Genomic DNA, 18858 nt, shown 5'->3' on the forward strand with positions numbered 1-18858 from the left:
CGGCTACGTCATCATCATCACGAGCACCATGCCCCAGATCGTCAGCAGCGTGTTTCCGACCGCGTAGGTGACGGTATAGCCGAGGCCGGGTATCTGGCTTTTCGCGCGGTCGTTGATCATGCCGAGCGATGCGGTGGTCGTGCGTGCGCCGGAGCAGCATCCGAGCAGGATCGCGTCGTGGAAGCGGAACAGGTATTTGCCGACGAACATCGCCAGGATCAGCGGAACGGTGGTCACGACGACACCCCAGAGGAACAGACTGAAGCCAAGCTTCTGCAGACCTGCGACAAATCCCGGTCCCGAGGAGATGCCGACCACGGCGATGAAGACGTTCAGGCCGACCGAGTTCATGAACCACACCGTGGGTGAGGGGATGCGGCCGAAAGTCGGGTGCACGGATCGCAGCCAGCCGAAGAACAGACCGGAGATCAGCGCGCCGCCGGAGGTGGACAGAGTGAGCGGCACGCTTCCGATCTTGTAGACGAAGGCGCCGACCAGGGCGCCGATCGCAATGGCCGCGCCGATGAACGCGACGTCGGCAACGTCGGTCGCGCGATCCGGCCGGCCCAGCATCTTTGTGGTGGCTGCGACATCGGACGTGCGGCCGACCAGGGTGACGATGTCGCCCCGATTGATCTTGGTGTTCGGCAGGATCGGAATCTCGGTCGCGATCGCGCCCCGGGCGATCCTGCGCAGGAACACGCCGCGCGCGCCCGGTTCTTTCGCCAGTTGCTCCAGCGTCTTGCCATCGACGTCCTTGCTGGTCACGTAGACATCGACGCCCTCGATCGGCACCGCAAGCAGCTCGCGATCGTCAACTTCCTCGGCCTGCTCGCCGATCAGCTGCACGAGCACATCGCGGCGGCCGGCGACGGCGACGACATCGCCGGCATGAATCACGGTGTCGGAGGCTGCCTCCACGATCTGCCCGCCTTGCCGAAGCCGAAGGACGAAAATGCGATGATCGGGAATCAGGGCCTCAGCCTGCGCGACCGTTTTGCCGACGACAGGCCCGCGCTCACGAACGCGATAGGCGCGCACGTCGAACTGATGCCAGGCCGTTCCCGGGCCGCCCAGCTCCTTTTTGCCGCCATGCTCCTCTTCATATTTCTTGCATGCGGCCTCGAGATCGATGCCGAGCAGCGCAGGCCCGAGCAGGGCCAGCACGATCGCCGACCCGACCGTGCCGAAAATATAAGTCACGGCATAGGCGACCGGCATGGCATCGAGCAGTTTCTTGGCTTCGTCCGCGGGCAGGCCGAGGCGATTGATGGCGTCGGTCGCGAGTCCCATCGACGCGGAGATCGTTTGCGAGCCGGCATAGAGCCCGACGGCCGATCCGACGTCGTAACCGGCGATCTTTGCGCCGAGATACGCCGAGAGCAGACAGAAGACGCAAACCACGGCCGCAAAAATCGCCTGCGGAATGCCGTCCTGTGCGATGCCGCGCACGAACTGCGGCCCGACGCCATATCCGATCGCGAACAGGAACATCAGGAAGAAGAACGGCTTGAGCGGGCCTGAAATGGTGATTCCGATCTGGCCGATGATGACCGCGGCGATCAGCGTCGCGGTGACGGCACCGAGGCCGAGACCCTTGTAGGTGAAGGATCCGAAATAATAGCCCAGGGCCAAAGAGAGGAAGATCGCGATCTCGGGATAGGTGCGGAGCGTCTGGAAGAACCAATCGATCATGATGTCACCCGTTCTGCTGTCCCGGGGCTTCGGCATGCGCCCGCATCGATCTCGTGCAAGCGGCCGAAAAAGGGCGAGCAACTGTATCGATCGACATCAGACGGTGGCTGACAGGAAGGATGTTGATCTATGTCAACCGCAGCTGCGAAGGCCTCGCGATTTCATCACGTTGCCGACACCACGCGTTTGGTTCGCACTATTGCATCGTGACGCGGTCATCCGTCGCTGCGGTGGCATCGTCTGCGCGAGACCGTTGACATAGATCAAGGCTCGTCACCGGCCGGCGGTCATGCTCAGCGCGATTGCGCAGGCGAGGAGCCTGTCCGCCTCCATTCCAACACCTTGCATCGTCCCGGGAGTGTCAAATGGCCGATCTTCTGACCTTAAAGAAATTCGAGGCGTTGAGCCCCTTCGAGATCAAGGACGAGTTGATCAACCTCGCGAAGAGCAATTCGAAGCGCAGTCAGATGCCCTTCCTGAACGCCGGGCGCGGCAATCCGAACTGGGTGGCGACCACGCCGCGCGAAGGCTTCTTCCTGCTCGGACAGTTCGCCATGACCGAGAGCAAGCGGGTGATGGAGCATCCGGCGGGCATCGGGGGCATGGCTCAGGCAAAGGGCATTGCCGGGCGGTTCGAGGCCTGGCTCGCACAGCACAAGGACATGCCGGGCGCGAGCTTCCTGACCGAGATGCTGCCCTTTGCGGTGAAGAAATTCGGCTTCGATCCCGACGCGTTCGTCCACGAGCTGGTCGATTCGATCATCGGCGACAATTACCCGGTGCCGGACCGGATGCTGGTGCACAACGAACGGATCGTGCACGAATATCTGATGTGGGCGGTTTGCGGCGAGCCACGGCCGGCCGGGAAGTTCGACATCTATGCGGTCGAGGGCGGCACGGCGGCGATGTGCTACCTCTTCAAGTCGCTGAAGGCCAATCGGCTGCTGGTGCCCGGTGATACGATTGCGCTGGCGACGCCGATCTTTACGCCCTACATCGAGATGACGCACCTGGAAGACTACGATCTGAAGGTCGTTCAGATCAGGGCTCCGCAGGAAAACAAATTCCAGTTCACCGACGAGGAAATCAGGAAGCTGGAGGATCCGAAGGTCAAGGCCTTCTTCGTCGTCAATCCGTCCAATCCTCCGGGGATGGCGCTGAGCAAGGAGACGATCGCCAAGTTGGCCAATCTGGTCAAGACCAAGCGTCCCGACCTGATGATCCTCACCGACGACGTCTACGGAACCTTCGTGCACAACTTCCGTTCGCTGCTCGGCGAGCTGCCGCACAACACCATCGGCGTCTACTCCTATTCGAAGTATTTCGGCTGCACGGGATGGCGCTTAGGGGCCATCGCCATCCACGAAGACAACATCTTCGACAAGATGATCGCCAAACTACCGGACGAAGCCGTGAAGGCGCTCGACAAGCGTTACGGACCGCTCACGCTCGAGCCGCGCAAGCTCAAGCTCATCGACCGCATCGTCGCCGACAGCCGCGACGTGGCGCTCAATCACACCGCGGGATTGTCGTTGCCGCAGCAGGTGATGATGAGCCTGTTCTCGCTCGCGGAGATGATGGATGTGAAGAAGGCCTACCAGGCCGCCTGCATGGAGATCGTCAACAAGCGCCTGTGGTCGCTGCTCGACGGGCTCGGGCTCGCCGACAAGCTGACCCCCAATCCGAACTACGATGCCTACTATGCCCTGATCGACTTCGAGTTCTGGGCCCGAAAGAACATCGGCGACGATGCCGTCGAAAATCTTAAGAAGAATGTCCACCCGCTGGACCTTGCGTTCAGGCTGGCCGAAGCCCACGGGATCGTGCTGTTGAACGGGGGTGGCTTCGATGCACCGGAATGGTCGCTTCGTGTGTCGCTCGCGAACCTGCCTGACGATGTCTACGACGATATCGGACGCGGCGTCCGGACCATCGCCAGGGGCTATCGCGATGCCTATGAAGCGGCGACAGGGAAGGGGGCAGGCGCAAGGCGCTGACGAGCGAAGTTCTGAATGCGGCGCAACAGCTGTCGGTGGAATGTTGCTGAATGTATCGCGCCGTCAGCCATCCGGCTCTTATAGCCCGATCGGGCTGGCCGGGTCGTTGCACGTGGTTCCGACTTGTTGGCACAAGCTGCACGGTCACTCGGTGCCACCGTGATCTACAGTGACCATCATGCGGTACGGCAGCGACATATTTCGGCGAGCGTTTCGATCGAGCCATCCGGCTGGCGCTCGCAATTGGCTGCGTCGTTGGCTTGAAGCTGGCGACGGCGATTTTGCTTTCAGGACGGTGGTCATGACGGCCGGGATGCTCTCGACTGTCGCGTTTGCCTTTGGACTACTGTCGCCCTGAGCGATGAATGCGCTTCAAAATCGTTGCAAGTTCGACCGGATGTCGAGACCGTCTTGCGCCAGGTTAGGTATCGGGGCTTGGGCCACGATCTTCCTGTTCTGCTGCGCACGACACGCGGTCGCGCTGCCGCTGACGCCCTTCCGTTATGAAGCCCAGGCTCAGCGGCATTGTCCTGGCGATACCGTGGTCTGGCTCGATTTCCGCCGTGGACGTTACTATCTCAGGGGGCAGCGCCGCTATGGCAGGGGTTTTGACGGAAGTTTCGGGTGCAGGAATGAAGCCCGCGACAGCGGCTATCGGCGTTCGCTGTTCGGCCTCCGGTGACATCATCGTAGGCCGGCTTGGCGCCCCACGACCGATCTACCATCCGTAGCGCGGCTGGGCGTAGTATCCGTAACCTCCGTTTGACGGGCAATAGCCGGAGCCGTAACCATATCAGCTTTCGTAATAGGGATATTCGCCATGGGCTAAGCTCGCGATGGCTCCGCCAACGATCGCACCGGCTGCGGCGGCGCCCTATCCTCGATAACCCCATCCGCGAGAGCCTCAGCCTCCGCCCCAACGGACTTGAACGGCGGCATTGTCGACCGCGCCCTTCATGGCAGCGATGTTGGTCGGCAGGGGAGCCGCCCGGCTCATGCTGAAGCCGATCGTGCTCGCAAGCAGGATCAAGGCCAGCAAAGTTTTGGTGTTTGCCGTGGCGTCCTCCAGGCGCGGGTGACATTGGTGGTCGTGATCGAACGGCAGCCAAATCGAGATCGGCTTCCGATTCACGCTCAGTCGAGCCTGCCAGCCGGAGCCAGCCAAAGCCTGATTTGAATCAAACTGGCGCCGGGACCTCTTTTGGGGACACAGACGCTCGATCCTGCACCTTCGGACAATTGCGGCGAACGACAGTCCGGCGCCTAGTGGGACCGCGATCGCGGTCGTGATCCCGGCCGTGATCGCATCCCGACGACGTTGGAGCGGCCCCGATTCCTACCCCCGAACCGGGGCCGCTCCTTTGCGAGGGGTGGACGCGTGACGCTTGATCTGGATCAAGCCCCGCGTGGCAGTGCGATGGCACCGTTTCCTGTGTGCCTACGGATGCTCAATCGAAAGCACGTTCTTGAAAACCCTTCGCCAGCTCGTGGCCGGAGACGAATTCATCCAGCTCGCAATTCGGCTCGGATTGCTGTCGCTGCTGATCTACTGGTCGTTCGTCCTGGTCCGCCCGTTCGTGCCGATCCTGGCCTGGAGCGTCGTGCTCGCGGTCGCGCTCTATCCGGTCTTCAACTGGCTCACAGGGATGCTCGGGGGCCACGCGGGCATCGCGGCCCTGGTCCTGACCCTGATCGCGTTGGCCGTCGTCATCGGACCGGCAACCTGGCTCGGGATCGGGGCGGTGGAGGGGGTGAGGGAGCTCGCCGGACAATTGAGCGCCGGTAATGTTGTCGTCCCATCGCCGATGCCGGGGATCAAGGATTGGCCGCTGATCGGCGGCCCGCTCTACGACCTCTGGGATCGGGCGTCGACCAATCTGCGCGCCGTGCTCCGCGAGGTCGTGCCGCATCTGAAGCCGCTGGCTGGGATCCTGTTTGCGTTTGCGAGCAATGCCGGCGTCGGGATGCTGAAGTTTCTGCTGGCGGTCGTGCTGGCGGGGTTCCTGTTTCCCCACGGCCGGCAGCTTGCCGCGGCATGCAGGGGCTTCCTGTCCCGCATCGTGCCGGAGCAGAGCGAGCACTTCCTCGACCTGGCCGGCGCGACCATTCGGGCGGTCTCCCAGGGCGTTATCGGCGTCGCCGTCCTGCAATCGCTACTCGCCGGCATAGGCTTCAAGCTGGCGGGGATTCCGAATGCGGGCCTGCTGGCGTTCGTCGTGATGCTGTTGGCGATCGTGCAGATTGGAGCGGCGATCGTGCTGTTTCCCGTCATCATCTGGCTCTGGTCGGCCAAGGACTTCACGACGGCGCTTGCCCTGACGTTGTTCTTCCTGGTCGTCGGCGTCCTCGACAATGTGCTGAAGCCGCTGGTCATGGGGCGGGGCCTGACCACGCCGGCCCTCGTGATCTTCGTCGGCGTGATCGGCGGCACGCTTGCCCACGGCATCGTCGGCCTGTTCGTCGGCCCAATCATTCTGGCGGTCGCCTGGGAGTTGATCACGGCGTGGATCCGGGACGACCGTGCCCGGCAGGCGGGCGAGCGATGATACTGCTTCAACTCATCGTGGGATCGGCGGTGAGCGCGATCAATATCGCGGTCCATTCGCTATTCACCGTCGCGGTGATTGGGCTGCTGCGGAACATCGCCTTGAGCGCAGCCGGCAGGCCTGGATTGCAGCTCAGCGGCGTGATGGTGGCGGCCGCGCTGATCCTGATGGTCGCACACACGCTGGAGATCATGGTGTGGTCACTGGCCTATTTCGTAATGAGTGCCGCGCCTGCGGATAGCGATCTGATCTATTTCGCCTTCGTGAATTACACCACGCTTGGTTACGGCGACGTGATCCCGGTAAAGGCGTGGCTGTTGCTCGGCCCGATGGCCGCCATGAACGGCATCCTGATGTTCGGCTGGTCGACTGCCGTCCTGTTCGAGGTGCTGCAAAAGACCATCGAACGCCAGGGCACACTCACGAAATCCTCGTAATGTCCCGGTCAGTTGTCGAGCCTGGAGAGCTGGTCGCGGTCGACCAGCATGATTTCGCGCTGGTTCGAACCGAGGAAGTTGAGGGCTCCGTAGGCGTGCAGCTTGGATAGCGCACGCGATACGGTCTCGAGGGTCAGTCCGAGATAGTCGGCAATATCGCGACGGCACATCGGCAAGGCGACGACGCCGACGCCGGTCAGCCGGCGATCCATTTCGAGCAGAAACGCGGCCACCCGCTCCAATGCGGTCTTGCGGCCGAGCAGCAGCATATGGTCTTCGGCATGCTGCAGGTTGCTGGTGGTCATGATCAGCAGGTTGCGAGCCAGGTCCGAATCGGAATGGGCCACCCGTTCGAGGCTTGTTCGCTTGATCAGGCGCACGTTCGTGTCGACGATGGCTTCGGCTGTGAAGCGATGAGTTTCGGCATTCTCGAGACCGAAAATATCTCCGACGAGGTGAAAAGCACCGATCTGGCGTCGTCCGTCGGAGAGCAGCTTGTAGCTGCGGACAGCTCCCGAAACGACCTGGTAGACGTACTCTGCGGGCTCCTTCTCGCCGTAGATCTCGGCGCCCCTTCGGTAGTGGAATTCGCTGGTGATGAAGTTGGCGCGATTGGCGGTCAGCCCACCGAGGATGCTCGGTATATTGGCCGGTCTGACATTGACGCGAGCGAACATGGACCAACTCTCTTTTACAACGGTCTTGCGCCGTCCGCAGCGGTATCGAAAACGCTTGTCCGCGTGCAATGAGTACGACAGGGTCCGACCAGGCTCTATTGGTCTTGAGGCCATTGTCCCAAAGGACAGGGTGCGCGAAATGCGGCAATTTGTTCGTAATTGGTACGCAAGTCCTGGATGACTTTTCAGTATTGCGACGATAACCGTGCTAGCTTTCCTGAACCCGTTGATCTCCGGCTCCGAGCGCTATGGGCAAGACAATTCAGCTCTCTGGACTGATCATCCTGCTGGCTACCATGCTGTGGCCGGCTGGTCTCCATGCGCAGGATATGCGCCCACATTCCATACTGGTGCTGGACCAGTCCGATCGGCTTGGCCCCTTCTACTACCAGGTTTTCGTCGGGCTGAGGGACGCCGTGAGCGCGCACGGTCACGCTCCGACGACAGTCTATACTGAGAGCCTCGATCTCAATCGCTTCGGCGGTGAGGCCTATCAGGACGGTTTCCGGAGATTTCTCGAGGAGAAATACCGCGATCGACCGATCGGCGTCGTGATTGCCGTTGGAGCGGCGGCGCTCGAGCTTGCGATTCGCTGGCGCCCGCAACTTTGGCCCGGCACGCCGATCGTGTTCACGCTGGTCGAGGAGGCCGATTTCAAGCGATTGCGGCCGCCGGCCTATGTCACCGGCGGGATCGTGACCTTGAAGCTCAAGGATGCCGTCTTGGCCGCCCGCGCCGTGGTGCCAGACCTGAAGACGGTCGTGCTCGTTGGCGCAGGATGGGATCGGCAAGTTCTTTTTCGAAATTGGAAGGACCAGGCTGCCGCCGGCCTTCCGGGCCTCGACCTGATCGAGATCATCGGACGTCCGATGCCCGACGTCGTCGAGCAGGTGGCCGCGCTACCCGACCACAGCGTGATCATATACACAGGGCTCTATAGCGACGGCAAAGGCAATTACTATCCGCCCTCGGAGGCCCTCGCATTTGTCGCGGCGAAGGCAAATCGTCCCATTGTGGTTGCGGCGGAGACGTTCCTCGAGCCGGGCGGTATTGGCGGATTCGTCATCGTCCCGTCTTTGATCGGCGCCGACGCAGCACAAAGAGCGCTGCGGATCCTGGATGGAGAAGCGCCGGAAAACCTGCCGCCGTCGATGATCGATGCCGTGAAGCCGATCTTCAACTGGCAGCAGATGCAGCGCTGGAATGTCAGCGAAGCCAGTCTGCCGCAAGGCAGCGAAATCCGCTTCCGGGAGCCGACCTTTCTGGAGAAGTATCGCTGGCGGGCCGTTGCGCTCGCTGCCGCGTTGCTGGTCCAGACGATGCTGATTGCGTTCCTGCTGCACGAGCGGTACATGCGACGAAAGGCGGAGGTCGAGGCCCGCAACCGCCTGTCCCAGCTTGCTCACAGCAATCGGCAGGCGACCGCCGGAGAACTGTCGTCCTCGATTGCGCATGAGCTCAACCAGCCGCTTGGCTCGATCCTGACCAATGCCGAGAGCGCGGAGCTGATCCTCGGTTCGCCGACACCCGACCTTCAGGAGGTGCGGGAAATCATTTCCGAAATCAAGCGCGATGATCTGCGTGCGAGCGAGGTGATCCGCCGGATGCGCAGCCTGCTGAAGCGTGCGCCGTTTGAGAAGAAGGAGATCGATCTCAACCAGACCATGCAGGAAGCATTCGATTTCCTCAAGCTGCAAGCCTCGGCGCGCAATGTCGCAATCTACCTGCAGACATCACCGCAGACCCTGCGGGTGCAAGGTGACCCGGTCCAGTTGCAGCAGGTCATTCTCAACCTCGTGGTCAACAGCATGGACGCGATGGGAAAGATGCCCTACGGACGCACGATCATCGGGCGGACTGAAGTCGACGGAGGAGCGTCGGCCGTGATTTCGATCTGCGATTCCGGTCCGGGAATTCCCCCGGACAGGCTGAACGAGATTTTCGATCCGTTCTTCACCACGAAGGAGCAGGGAATGGGCATCGGACTGTCAATCGCCCGGACGATTGTTCTGGCGCATAGTGGTCAGATCTGGGCTGAGAACCAGTCCGGTGGTGGAGCGGTCTTCCACCTTTCATTGCCGCTGGCGGCATAGCGCGTTTGGGCTCTTACTTTGGCAGCCGGTAGTGCTAGTTTAGCGAACGCAGTATCTCGCCGTCAGTCGAGTAGGAGAGAAGGTAATGCACGCTTACGTGCATATTGTCGACGACGACGCCTCGTTTCGCACAACACTTGAGCGCAGGCTCAAGCTCGCCGGCTACCGTGTTGCGACCTATGCATCGGCCCGGCAACTGCTCGATCAATTGCCTGGCGATGAAGATGCCGGCTGTATCGTGCTGGACGTGCGCATTCCCGGAATGAGTGGTCCGGAGCTGCAGATGCGCCTCAACGAGCTGGAGTCGACGCTTCCGATCGTATTCCTCACCGGATATGCCGACACAGCGACGACTGTGCAGGCGATCAAGGCCGGAGCCGAGGATTTCCTGACCAAGCCGATCGCGTCAGAGCAACTGATCGAGGCAATCAATCGCGCTCTCGCGCGGCACGAGTTGGCCCGCAGCCAGCGAACCCGGCTCGACTCACTCCGCGCGCTGCTGGCAAGGTTGACCCCGCGCGAGCGGCAGGTGTTCGATCTGATTGTGCGCGGTCGGATCAACAAGCAGATCGCCTATGAGCTTGGCACGACGGAACGCACGATCAAGGCGCATCGTCACCAGGTCATGGAGAAGATGCAGGTGCAGTCGCTTGCCGAACTGGTCTCGATCGCCGAGCGGCTCGGCGCGCGCGAGCTTGAGGGCGAGGTCAAGGGGTGACCGCGCCCGGGGCGCGGCTGCGGCCGTCCTGTCCCATGGTACAATATGAAAGCTCTGTGACGGCGCTTATCTCAAGCTGGAATGGTGCCGCGCGCCGATGGAGGTTTAGTGTCCTGCATCGAGACACGGTCGTTGGGTCGCGAGTCAGGATTTGGCGCCGAGGTGGAGGTTTCAGAATTTGCCGATCCCGAAAATTGTTCTCGTTGTGGACGATAATCCCTCGATGCTCCGGGGAATCGGACGGCTGCTTCGGGAATGTGGATTTGCATCCAGATTATTCGAGACCGGAACTGCTTTGCTAAGTGACGGCAGCTTCGATTGCGCGCTCTGTCTGATCCTGGACATCAATCTGAGCGATGGCTCAGGGATCGAACTGCGGCACCGCCTGGCGGACCAGGGCGTCGAAATTCCCGTCATCTACATCACCGGAAATGACAACCCGGCGACACGCATGGCCGCAATGGCATCGGGATGCGTGGCCTATCTGACCAAGCCATTCACGGCAAAATCGCTGATGCAGCCGATCGAACAATTGTTGGCCGGCGCAGTCTAGCGATCACGGGTCTCGATCATTCGTCAATGGCTTGATCGAGCGTCAGCGTGGGTGGTCCCTTGCGGACGCTCGCAAAGCGGTCGAGCGGGACCGATGTCGTCACCGTCAGAATGCTGGTGTCGACCACCTCGATCGAGAGCACCTTTCCGCCGTCCATTTCCTCGAGCAGCTTGGGATCGGCAACATCGGCGGCGATGCACATGTTGCTCACGCACCAGGTATAGGGCAGGCGATGGACCTGCTGCTGGTCAACCGACAGCTTGACTCCGGCCTGCAGGTACATCCCGACCGGCAGGAATAGCTGGAGACGCGCGGTGCCATCTTCACGCTCGATCAGATCGATGCGAACGGCCGTCTGGCCGGTCCCGAAGGTGCCGGTGATCGTCGTCCGGCATAATGTCCTGGTACCGGCCGCATTGAAACAAAGCTTGCGCCAATCGCCGAATTTGACGTCCCGCGCCGCGCGTGCGCCCCGCGAGGTTACCTCGGCGCCGTCCTTGACCGCAGCGGGCGGCGAGGGCGTCTGTTGACTGTGCGCAGCACCGATGCTGACCGCGAACAGGGCCAACGTCGCCAACGCACGATACAAGGCACCAAATCGGTCCATGGATGCTCCTCCAGCGAGATTGCGCCTAGCGCACCGTGCCCAGAAACCGTTCGACCAGTGGCGACCAGATGGGGATCGAATCAGGAGAGCCGATCAGGAAATGCCCTTCGTTGCCGAACGGCGGCAACAGATGGTACTCGGCCCGGCCGCCCGCGCGCGTGAAGGCCTCGTACATTCGCTTTGACAGGGCTGGGCCGAAGAATGTGTCGTTTTCGATGTAGAGCCACAGCATGGGCACCCGCGACGTGTTGCCAAACACGCCGGTCGCTTCGACCAGTTTGTCGGGGCCACAATTGTTGTTGGGCTTGCCATCGACGCGGCCGCCGCGGCCCGCCGCGAAGGTGATGATGGCCTTGACCTGCGGCGGGTTGAGGCTCGACAAGGCGATCGCGGCCCAGCCGCCGGCCGACTGCCCGACGACGATGACGCCTTCCGGCAGGGTGCGTTTTTCGGCAGCCATGTAGTCGATGATCCAGAGATCGACCTGCGCGACGGCGAGACCCGGGTCGAGGAAATTGGGATTGGTGCACTTCCCGATCTTGGAGAAGAACGGGCCATAAAGACCGCGTTCGGGAATATCGATAGCCGCAGCGCCATAACCGGTGCCGACCGGCGCCACCACGAGATAACCGCGCCGTGCAAACCACATTGCGGCATCGCGAAATTCGACCAGCGGGAAGAAGCTACGATCCCTGGCGTTAAGCGACACGCCGTGGTTCATGATGACCAGCGGGAAAGGGCCATCGCCGAGCGGTCGAACCAGATAGGCGAACATTGGTAGCGGGAGCGGCAAGGCCCAGATCTCTTCCTGGATGCGCTGGGACGCGCTCTTGTCGTCGGCGCGTGCCGGGGTGATCAGACCAAGCAGGAGAAGTGTTACGGTCGCGAGGGCTCGTAGGCCGTGCTGACGCATGTCATGCCCTCCGGCGATTCACCCGCAAATGCGCAGGTCGCGACAATCGTAGTGTTGATCCGCGAGGGCGACGCTTGATCTGAATCAACGTGGATCGATCTGCCCCGGCGCAACCACATGCGTCCAATGCGGCGTGATATGGCGGAATTGATGTCGATCCAGGGCGAGATAAGTTGGGTCCGACGGTTTCCGCCGGCGAGCTGGCTTGCCGACTATCGCGCATCCTGGCTTGGTGCGGACGCCATCGCCGGGGTCACGCTGGCGGCCTACGCGATCCCGGTATCGCTGGCCTATGCAGGGCTCGCCGGTCTGCCGCCGCAGATCGGCGCCTACGGCTATCTGCTTGGCGGCGTTGGGTATGCGTTGTTGGGCTCATCCCGACAACTCGCGGTCGGACCGACCTCGGCGATCTCGCTGATGATCGCCGGCGCCGTCGGCATATTGGCCGGCGGCGATGCCACGCGCTACGGACAGATCGTCAGCCTCGTTGCCTTCAGCGTTGCAGTGCTGTGCCTGATTGCCTGGCTGTTCAAGCTCAGCCTGCTGGTGCGGTTGATCAGCGACAGCATCCTGGTGGGCTTCAAGGCCGGGGCGGGGCTGACCATCATCATGAGCCAGCTGCCGAGCCTGTTCGGCGTGGCGGGCGGCGGCCATAATTTTTTCGACCGCGCGATCAAGCTTGCCGGTCAACTGGGCGAAACCAGGCCGCTGGTGCTCGGCATCGGTGCGGCTGCGACCGTGCTGCTCCTGCTCGGCGAGCGCAGGCTGCCGGGAAAGCCCGTTGGGCTCGCCGTGGTCGCGCTGTCGATCCTCACGGTCTCCCTGTTTGGTCTTGCAGATATGGGATTGCCCGTGACCGGAAAAATCCCGACCGGGTTGCCGACCCTTGCGCTGCCGACGTTCGGCTTGCTTGAATTTGACGATCTCTTTCCCATCGCCGCCGGATGTCTCGTGCTGGCTTATGTCGAGGGCGTGTCGGCCGCGCGAAGCTTCGCGGCCAAGCATGGCTATGCACTGGATGTCCGGCAGGAGTTTCTGGGGCTCGGAGCGGCCAATCTCGCTGCAGCTTTGGGGCATGGCTATCCCGTCGCCGGCGGGCTGTCGCAGTCGGCCGTCAACGACGCAGCCGGCGCGCGAACGCCGCTGGCCCTCGTGTTCTGTTCAGCAACCCTAGCGCTCTGCCTGTTGTTTTTCACGGGTCTCCTGACCAACCTGCCGAAGACCGTGCTTGCGGCGATCGTGTTTTCGGCCGTCTACAAATTGGTCGATATTCCAGCACTCGCCCGCATGTGGCGGATCAGCCGGATCGATTTCTACGCGGCGGTCATCGCGCTGGTATCCGTGCTGTTCCTGGGAATCCTGCAGGGCGTGCTGCTGGCGGCCGTCGCCTCGATCTTCCTGCTGCTGCTGCGTGCGTCCCAGCCCAATGTCGCGTTTCTCGGCCGTCTCCCCGGTAGCGGCCGCTATTCCGATCGCGCGCGCCATGACGACGTGGAACCGCTGACCGGGATCGTCGCCTTCCGCCCCGAAACCTCGCTGCTTTATGTCAATGCGGAGACGATCTTCGAAACGGTACTGGCCGCACTGCGGACGTCCCCCAATGTCAAGCTGGTCGCCTGCGACCTGTCGGCCTCACCGTTCATCGACCTGGCGGGATCGCGCATGCTGCACGATCTCCACGAGGAGCTCGCATCGCGCGGCATCACGTTCTGCATCGTCGGTGCGCACGCGCAGTTGCGCGATCTGCTTCAGGCGGACGGTCTTGCCGACAAGACCGATAGCGGAGACTGGATGCGTACGCTCGACAACGTATTGAGCAGCAGGAAGCCGCAGGCAAACGATTGACGCGCGCGGCTTCGCGGACCGTTCCCCTGACATTCGAGCCTTGTTGCATCGCAAGACGTTGCGATCACCTGTTGGCGACAACGTTTGTCTCAACCGCTGCGGATTGACTTGGATCAAAGGGAGCGGGGGCGCGGTCCGTACGCTTGGACCGGACCACCGCCAGGATCGGGAGATATTCATGGCCAACGACGCGAAGCCGGTACGAGAGCGTATCGACCAGTTCTTCTCCGGACCCGGCGGACGCGCCGACAATTGGCGAGATCTGGTCGAGGCGGCAAAAGCGTGGAGCAGGGGCGGCGACCGTGCGCCGTATGACGCGGCGCTGTCGGCGCTTGCGGTCACGGAGGAGTTTCACGGTTACCCGGGCCTGCGCTTGATGACGGCGCTGAAGGAAGCCGCGGCGGCGGGGGACGCCGCCACCTCGCATATGCTTTCGACGCGGATCGCGCAGGCACTTCAGACAAAATCCTTCCGCCAGCATGCCGGTGACTGGAGCACGCAGGACGAGGGCAATGGCGACGTTCCCGATCTGCTCCCGCCGACCCTCGGACAATCGGCGGCGCGCCGTCCTTACTTCGAGACCCTGATCGTGACCGGGGTGCCGGCCAGCAACTGGCCGGGGCTCCTGGCGGAATGGCGCAGGCTGCGGCGTCCGGTCGACGCCTTCATCTATGAGCCTGTGGTGGTGGGCAGTCTCGAGGACGCCTTCTGTGCGGCAATGCTAAATCCCAACATTGCGGCGGTGGTGATCAATGAAGGCTTTGGGCTGCGCTCGCACCACGATGCGCCGGTGCTTCGTGCCATGACCGGCGCCATGGGGCTCAACGAAGAGTCCGATGCGTCGGCGCTGCGGCTGGCCCATATCCTGAAGCGAATCCGGCCTGAACTCGATCTCTACCTGATGTCCAATCGCGACGTCGAGGAGTTGGCCGGCAATCCCGAGGCTGACGTGGTGCGCCGGGTGTTCTACTCGGTCGAGGATATCCTCGAATTGCACCTTTCCATTCTTGAAGGCGTGCAGGATCGCTTCGACACGCCGTTCTTCGACAATCTGAAGAAATATGCGCAGCGGCCGATCGGGACCTTCCACGCATTGCCGATCGCGCGCGGCAAGTCCGTGTTCAAGTCGGACTGGATCCGCGATATGGGCGAATTCTACGGGCTGAACCTTTTCCTTGCCGAGAGCAGCGCCACCACCGGTGGCCTCGACAGCATGCTGGAGCCGACCGGCAACATCAAGAAGGCGCAGGAGAAGGCCGCGCGCGCGCTCGGCGCCGATCGCGTGTACTTCGTGACCAACGGCACTTCGACCTCGAACAAGATGGCGGTGCAGGCGCTGCTGGGTCCCGGCGACATCGCGATCGTCGATCGCAACTGCCACAAGTCGCACCACTACGGCATGGTGCTGGCGGGCGCGCAGCCGCTCTACGTCGAGGCATTCCCGATGACCGAATACTCGATGTACGGCGCCGTGCCCCTGAAGACGATCAAGCAGGCGCTTCTGAACGCGAAGGCCGATGGCCGGCTCGACCGGGTCAAGATGATCGACCTGACCAATTGCACCTTCGACGGTCACATCTACAACACGCGGCGGGTGATGGAGGAATGCCTCGCGATCAAGCCCGACCTGATCTTCCTCTGGGACGAGGCCTGGTTCGGCTTCGCGCGGTTCTCGCCATTCCTGAGGCGGCGAACCGCGATGGGCGCGGCGAACGAGATAGAAGCCTGGATGCGCGATCCGAAGTCGGTTGCGGCCTATGAGAAGCAGCAGGCCGAACTCGGCAAGAACCCGTCGGACGAGGTGCTGCTCAAGACCAGACTCATCCCCGATCCGCGTCAGATCCGGTTGCGGGTCTACCAGACCAACTCGACGCACAAGTCGATGTCAGCGATCCGGCAGGGCTCGATGCTGGCCGTCAAGGACATCGAATTTCACTCGGTCGAAGCGCAGTTCAAGGAGGCCGTATTCACGCACGCTTCGACCAGTCCGAACCAGCAGTTGATTGCGAGCCTCGACGTCTCGCGCCGCCAGATGGAGCTCGAGGGTTATGGACTGGTGGCCAATGCAATGGAAATCGCGTTCGCCATCCGCAATGCGGTCAACACCAATCCGCTGATTTCCCGGTATTTCCGCGTTCTGGGTGCGGATGCGATGGTCCCCAAGGAATATCGCCAGAGCGGGTTCACCGACTATCTGGCGGTCGGCACCAACTGGGCGAGCGCCCTGAAGAGCCTGAACGACGACGAGTTCTGCCTCGATCCAACCCGCATGACGCTGGTCTGCGGCACCGCCGGGTACGATGGAACGCAGTTCAAGGGCCTGCTCGCCAGCCGTTACAACATCCAGGTCAACAAGACCTCGCGCAACTCGGTCCTGATCCAGTCCAACATCAACAATACGCGGAGCGACGTCGCGCATCTGGTCCGGGTGCTGGCCGAAATCTCCGGTGAAATCGATCGGGGCCTCGCCAAAGGCGGAGCGAACGCCAAGGTCGATTTCGACGCACGGGTTAACAGTCTGATGAAGGACGTGCCCGACCTGCCGAATTTTTCGCATTTCCACGAGACCTATCGCGGCGATGCCGGCACCAGGACGAACGAGGGCGACATCCGCAGCGGATTCTATTCAGCCTATGATGCCGCTGGATGCGAATACATTCGCCTGAACGATCCCGAGATCGACCGGCGCCTGAAGAACGGGCCGGCTCTCGTCTCAGCGAGCTTCGTGATCCCGTATCCGCCGGGCTTCCCGATCATGGTCCCTGGCCAGGTCATCACGCAGGAGACGATCGACTTCATGCGCAAGCTCGATGTGAAGGAGATCCATGGCTATGACGCGGCCGAAGGCCTGAAGCTCGTGACAACCGACGCTCTCGCCAGGATGGGCAAGCCGAAGGCGTCGGCGCCGAAGCTCAAGGCTGCATCCTGAATCCGTTGACGCAACCGATCCCTGGAGGGGAAATCATGAGGAAATTGGATTTGCTTGGAGCTCTCGTCGCGCTGGTAATCGGATCGGCTGGCTTCGCCACGCCGTCGCTGGCCGAAACCGGCGCGGTCGCCGTCATCTTCACCAAGGGCGGTTTCATCGTGGGTGTCGGAGGCGGCGAGGGCGTACTGACCTTGCGAGGCAAGCATTATCCGTTCACCGTGTCGGGCATGAGCGTCGGTTTCACGATCGGCGCCTCGACCACCAAGCTCGTCGGGCGCGCCATCAACCTGAGGGGGCCTGGCTCAATTGAAGGCTCGTACAGCGCCGCGGGCGCTGGAGGTGCGATCGCCGCGGGCGCCGGAGGCGTGCAACTGCAGAACGCCAATGGCGTGATCCTGCAGCTCAGCGGCCCGAAGGTCGGCGCCGAAGTCTCGGCCGCCGTGGGCGGTGTCACGATCCGACTGAAATAGGCCGGAAGGAGCCAGGCCGCGGATCCGGCGCGGCCTGGCTTTTCAGTATCGTTCCTCGACGAACTTCATTCCCCGAAGGCCGGTCTGGTCGTTGTAGCGACCTTTGTTGGAGCGCCTGGGGAGCTTGACCTTGTCGCGCTTGACCCGTCCGTGCGGAATGGTCTTCAGCAGGAATGAGATACAGTTCAGCCGCGCGCGCCGTTTGTCGTCGGAACGGACGACGTGCCAGGGCGCATGCTTCGAGCTCGTCGCCTTGAACATCAGGTCACGCGCCCGGGAATAGTCGTACCAGCGCCGGTAGGATTCCGTGTCCATCGGGCTCAGCTTCCACTGCCGCAGCGGATCATCGATCCGGGCCCGGAAGCGGCGTTCCTGCTCATCCATCCCAACCTCGAGCCACAGCTTGATCAGGATGATGCCGCCCTCGATGATGTACTGCTCCATCTGCGGGCAAAGCGAGAGGAACCGCTTGTGCTCCGCCGGCGTGCAGAATCCCATCACATATTCGACGCCTGCGCGATTGTACCAGCTGCGATCGAAGATGACGATTTCGCCGGCGGCCGGAAATTGCCGCATGTAGCGCTGGATGAAAAGCTGGGACTTCTCACGATCCGACGGCGCGGGCAGGGCGACCACGCGAAACACACGCGGGCTGACCTTCTCGGTGAGGGCCTTGATGGTTCCGCCCTTGCCGGCCGCATCGCGCCCCTCGAACAGGATGATGACCCTGAGCCGGTTCGCCTTCACCCATTCCTGGAGTTGGCAGAGCTGGATCTGCAGCTTGTGCAGCTCTTCCTCATAATCCTTGCGCTTCATCTTTCCGGAGGAATTTTCCTTCGCCATTGATACCCGTCCATCGTTTGAGCCGTTAGCCCCAGGCAATGACGATGCCGATGTCGCCGGGCATGCCGCCAGGGTATTCAATGACCTGGTATCGGATGCGGTAGCCGCGCGGTTGCAGGTAGTCTGCCCAGAGCTGGTATATTTCCTTCGGAATGCCCGTCAGCGTCTTTTCCCAGCCCGCCTCCATCTGATTGATGGCCCGCCCCTTGTCGCTGCACAGCGTGTTCGGGAAGCGGTAGACCTGCACTTCGGTCAGCCCGTTGCGTACCGCGCGCTGAATCACCGTCGAGGCCAGCTTGACCTTCTCGTCCTCGCTGAGTCCGGACGGCTTGCTCAACCGCTCAATCAGGGCGCGCTTCTCGGCCTCAACAGCCGCCGCGCGCTTGGCATGCTCCTCGGCCTTTTCCGCTTCCGTGAGCGAGGCCTGCTTCTGGATCTCGTGCGCATTCGGGATCAGGTCATCGATTTTGTCTCGCATGGCTGGGGACTCCTAAGCCCAAGCTTCGACCATGGCTCAAACGGTAGGAGCGAACCA

16 protein-coding genes and 1 pseudogene are annotated in these 18858 nt (G+C 62.2%); 10 read left to right on the forward strand and 7 right to left on the reverse strand.

The annotated features are described in order from the left end of the window. Positions 1-3 precede the first annotated feature (3 nt). Entirely contained in the window at positions 4-1695 is a 1692-nt protein-coding gene (aspT, locus tag Q0030_RS28090; RefSeq protein WP_298374465.1) for an aspartate-alanine antiporter, read from the reverse strand. A gap of 365 nt (positions 1696-2060) precedes the next feature. Between aspT and aspD the strand changes: the two genes are divergently transcribed. After that, entirely contained in the window at positions 2061-3692 is a 1632-nt protein-coding gene (aspD, locus tag Q0030_RS28095) for an aspartate 4-decarboxylase (protein ID WP_298374467.1), read from the forward strand. 478 nt (positions 3693-4170) lie between these two features. Beyond that, positions 4171-4374: pseudogene (locus tag Q0030_RS28100) on the forward strand (hypothetical protein); the annotation flags it as partial. Positions 4375-4596: 222 nt separating this feature from the next. On the opposite strand, the gene Q0030_RS28105 reads toward Q0030_RS28100, so the two are convergent. Further along, positions 4597-4857 carry a hypothetical protein gene (locus tag Q0030_RS28105; protein ID WP_298374470.1) on the reverse strand — a complete coding sequence of 87 codons (261 nt, stop codon included), beginning with the start codon at positions 4855-4857 and terminating at the stop codon, positions 4597-4599. Between the two features lie 301 nt (positions 4858-5158). On the opposite strand from Q0030_RS28105, the gene Q0030_RS28110 reads away from it, so the two are divergent. Next, the gene (locus Q0030_RS28110; RefSeq protein WP_298374472.1) at positions 5159-6238 is read left to right on the forward strand and encodes an AI-2E family transporter; all 1080 of its coding nucleotides are present in this window, start codon (positions 5159-5161) and stop codon (positions 6236-6238) included. Further along, positions 6235-6675, forward strand: a complete 441-nt coding sequence (locus tag Q0030_RS28115) for a potassium channel family protein (RefSeq protein WP_363323502.1) — start codon at positions 6235-6237, stop codon at positions 6673-6675. Before Q0030_RS28110 ends, Q0030_RS28115 begins: the two co-directional genes overlap by 4 nt. 8 nt (positions 6676-6683) lie before the next feature. On the opposite strand, the gene Q0030_RS28120 is transcribed toward Q0030_RS28115, so the two are convergent. Beyond that, entirely contained in the window at positions 6684-7352 is a 669-nt protein-coding gene (locus tag Q0030_RS28120) for a helix-turn-helix domain-containing protein (RefSeq protein WP_298374688.1), read from the reverse strand. A gap of 248 nt (positions 7353-7600) precedes the next feature. Between Q0030_RS28120 and Q0030_RS28125 the strand changes: the two genes are divergently transcribed. The 3 genes from Q0030_RS28125 to Q0030_RS28135 all read left to right on the forward strand — a co-directional run bounded on the left by Q0030_RS28125 (position 7601) and on the right by Q0030_RS28135 (position 10716). After that, a complete protein-coding gene (locus Q0030_RS28125; RefSeq protein WP_298374475.1) occupies positions 7601-9445 on the forward strand; it encodes an ABC transporter substrate binding protein in 1845 nt (614 codons plus the stop codon). Positions 9446-9530: 85 nt separating this feature from the next. Then, the gene (locus Q0030_RS28130; protein WP_298374478.1) at positions 9531-10163 is read left to right on the forward strand and encodes a response regulator; all 633 of its coding nucleotides are present in this window, start codon (positions 9531-9533) and stop codon (positions 10161-10163) included. A 178-nt stretch (positions 10164-10341) separates the two neighbouring features. After that, positions 10342-10716 carry a response regulator gene (locus Q0030_RS28135; RefSeq protein ID WP_298374480.1) on the forward strand — a complete coding sequence of 125 codons (375 nt, stop codon included), beginning with the start codon at positions 10342-10344 and terminating at the stop codon, positions 10714-10716. Positions 10717-10732: 16 nt separating this feature from the next. Here the strand turns inward: Q0030_RS28135 and Q0030_RS28140 are convergent, their stop codons facing one another. Continuing rightward, positions 10733-11284 carry an invasion associated locus B family protein gene (locus tag Q0030_RS28140; RefSeq protein WP_363323503.1) on the reverse strand — a complete coding sequence of 184 codons (552 nt, stop codon included), beginning with the start codon at positions 11282-11284 and terminating at the stop codon, positions 10733-10735. Positions 11285-11348: 64 nt separating this feature from the next. After that, positions 11349-12236, reverse strand: coding sequence for a dienelactone hydrolase family protein (locus tag Q0030_RS28145; protein ID WP_298374487.1), 888 nt, complete (start codon positions 12234-12236; stop codon positions 11349-11351). Between the two features lie 150 nt (positions 12237-12386). Here Q0030_RS28145 and Q0030_RS28150 point away from each other — a divergent pair, with 150 nt between their 5' ends. The 3 genes from Q0030_RS28150 (at position 12387) to Q0030_RS28160 (ending at position 17480) form a co-directional block, all read left to right on the forward strand. Beyond that, complete coding sequence (locus Q0030_RS28150; protein ID WP_298374489.1) at positions 12387-14081, forward strand: SulP family inorganic anion transporter; 1695 nt, start codon at positions 12387-12389, stop codon at positions 14079-14081. Between the two features lie 178 nt (positions 14082-14259). After that, a complete protein-coding gene (locus tag Q0030_RS28155; protein WP_298374491.1) occupies positions 14260-17010 on the forward strand; it encodes a decarboxylase in 2751 nt (916 codons plus the stop codon). 35 nt (positions 17011-17045) lie between these two features. Continuing rightward, positions 17046-17480, forward strand: a complete 435-nt coding sequence (locus tag Q0030_RS28160; RefSeq protein ID WP_298374494.1) for a hypothetical protein — start codon at positions 17046-17048, stop codon at positions 17478-17480. A 42-nt stretch (positions 17481-17522) separates the two neighbouring features. On the opposite strand, the gene ppk2 is transcribed toward Q0030_RS28160, so the two are convergent. Together ppk2 and Q0030_RS28170 are read right to left on the reverse strand one after the other, a co-directional pair. Next, the gene (gene ppk2 / locus Q0030_RS28165; RefSeq protein ID WP_298374497.1) at positions 17523-18323 is read right to left on the reverse strand and encodes a polyphosphate kinase 2; all 801 of its coding nucleotides are present in this window, start codon (positions 18321-18323) and stop codon (positions 17523-17525) included. A 25-nt stretch (positions 18324-18348) separates the two neighbouring features. Next, positions 18349-18801, reverse strand: coding sequence for a hypothetical protein (locus tag Q0030_RS28170; RefSeq protein ID WP_298374500.1), 453 nt, complete (start codon positions 18799-18801; stop codon positions 18349-18351). Positions 18802-18858: the final 57 nt, after the last annotated feature.

The sequence above is a fragment of the uncultured Bradyrhizobium sp. genome, from assembly GCF_947648125.1.
Classification (GTDB): domain Bacteria; phylum Pseudomonadota; class Alphaproteobacteria; order Rhizobiales; family Xanthobacteraceae; genus Bradyrhizobium.

What these genes read in the sequence shown, in the direction of transcription:
- Q0030_RS28130 (WP_298374478.1), top strand. Translation starts at nt 9,531, where the DNA reads ATGCACGCTTACGTGCATATTGTCGACGACGACGCCTCGTTTCGCACA.
- Q0030_RS28160 (WP_298374494.1), top strand. Translation starts at nt 17,046, where the DNA reads ATGAGGAAATTGGATTTGCTTGGAGCTCTCGTCGCGCTGGTAATCGGA.
- Q0030_RS28115 (WP_363323502.1), top strand. Translation starts at nt 6,235, where the DNA reads ATGATACTGCTTCAACTCATCGTGGGATCGGCGGTGAGCGCGATCAAT.
- Q0030_RS28120 (WP_298374688.1), bottom strand. Translation starts at nt 7,352, where the DNA reads ATGTTCGCTCGCGTCAATGTCAGACCGGCCAATATACCGAGCATCCTC.
- aspT (WP_298374465.1), bottom strand. Translation starts at nt 1,695, where the DNA reads ATGATCGATTGGTTCTTCCAGACGCTCCGCACCTATCCCGAGATCGCG.
- Q0030_RS28170 (WP_298374500.1), bottom strand. Translation starts at nt 18,801, where the DNA reads ATGCGAGACAAAATCGATGACCTGATCCCGAATGCGCACGAGATCCAG.
- ppk2 (WP_298374497.1), bottom strand. Translation starts at nt 18,323, where the DNA reads ATGGCGAAGGAAAATTCCTCCGGAAAGATGAAGCGCAAGGATTATGAG.
- aspD (WP_298374467.1), top strand. Translation starts at nt 2,061, where the DNA reads ATGGCCGATCTTCTGACCTTAAAGAAATTCGAGGCGTTGAGCCCCTTC.
- Q0030_RS28145 (WP_298374487.1), bottom strand. Translation starts at nt 12,236, where the DNA reads ATGCGTCAGCACGGCCTACGAGCCCTCGCGACCGTAACACTTCTCCTG.
- Q0030_RS28155 (WP_298374491.1), top strand. Translation starts at nt 14,260, where the DNA reads ATGGCCAACGACGCGAAGCCGGTACGAGAGCGTATCGACCAGTTCTTC.
- Q0030_RS28150 (WP_298374489.1), top strand. Translation starts at nt 12,387, where the DNA reads ATGTCGATCCAGGGCGAGATAAGTTGGGTCCGACGGTTTCCGCCGGCG.
- Q0030_RS28125 (WP_298374475.1), top strand. Translation starts at nt 7,601, where the DNA reads ATGGGCAAGACAATTCAGCTCTCTGGACTGATCATCCTGCTGGCTACC.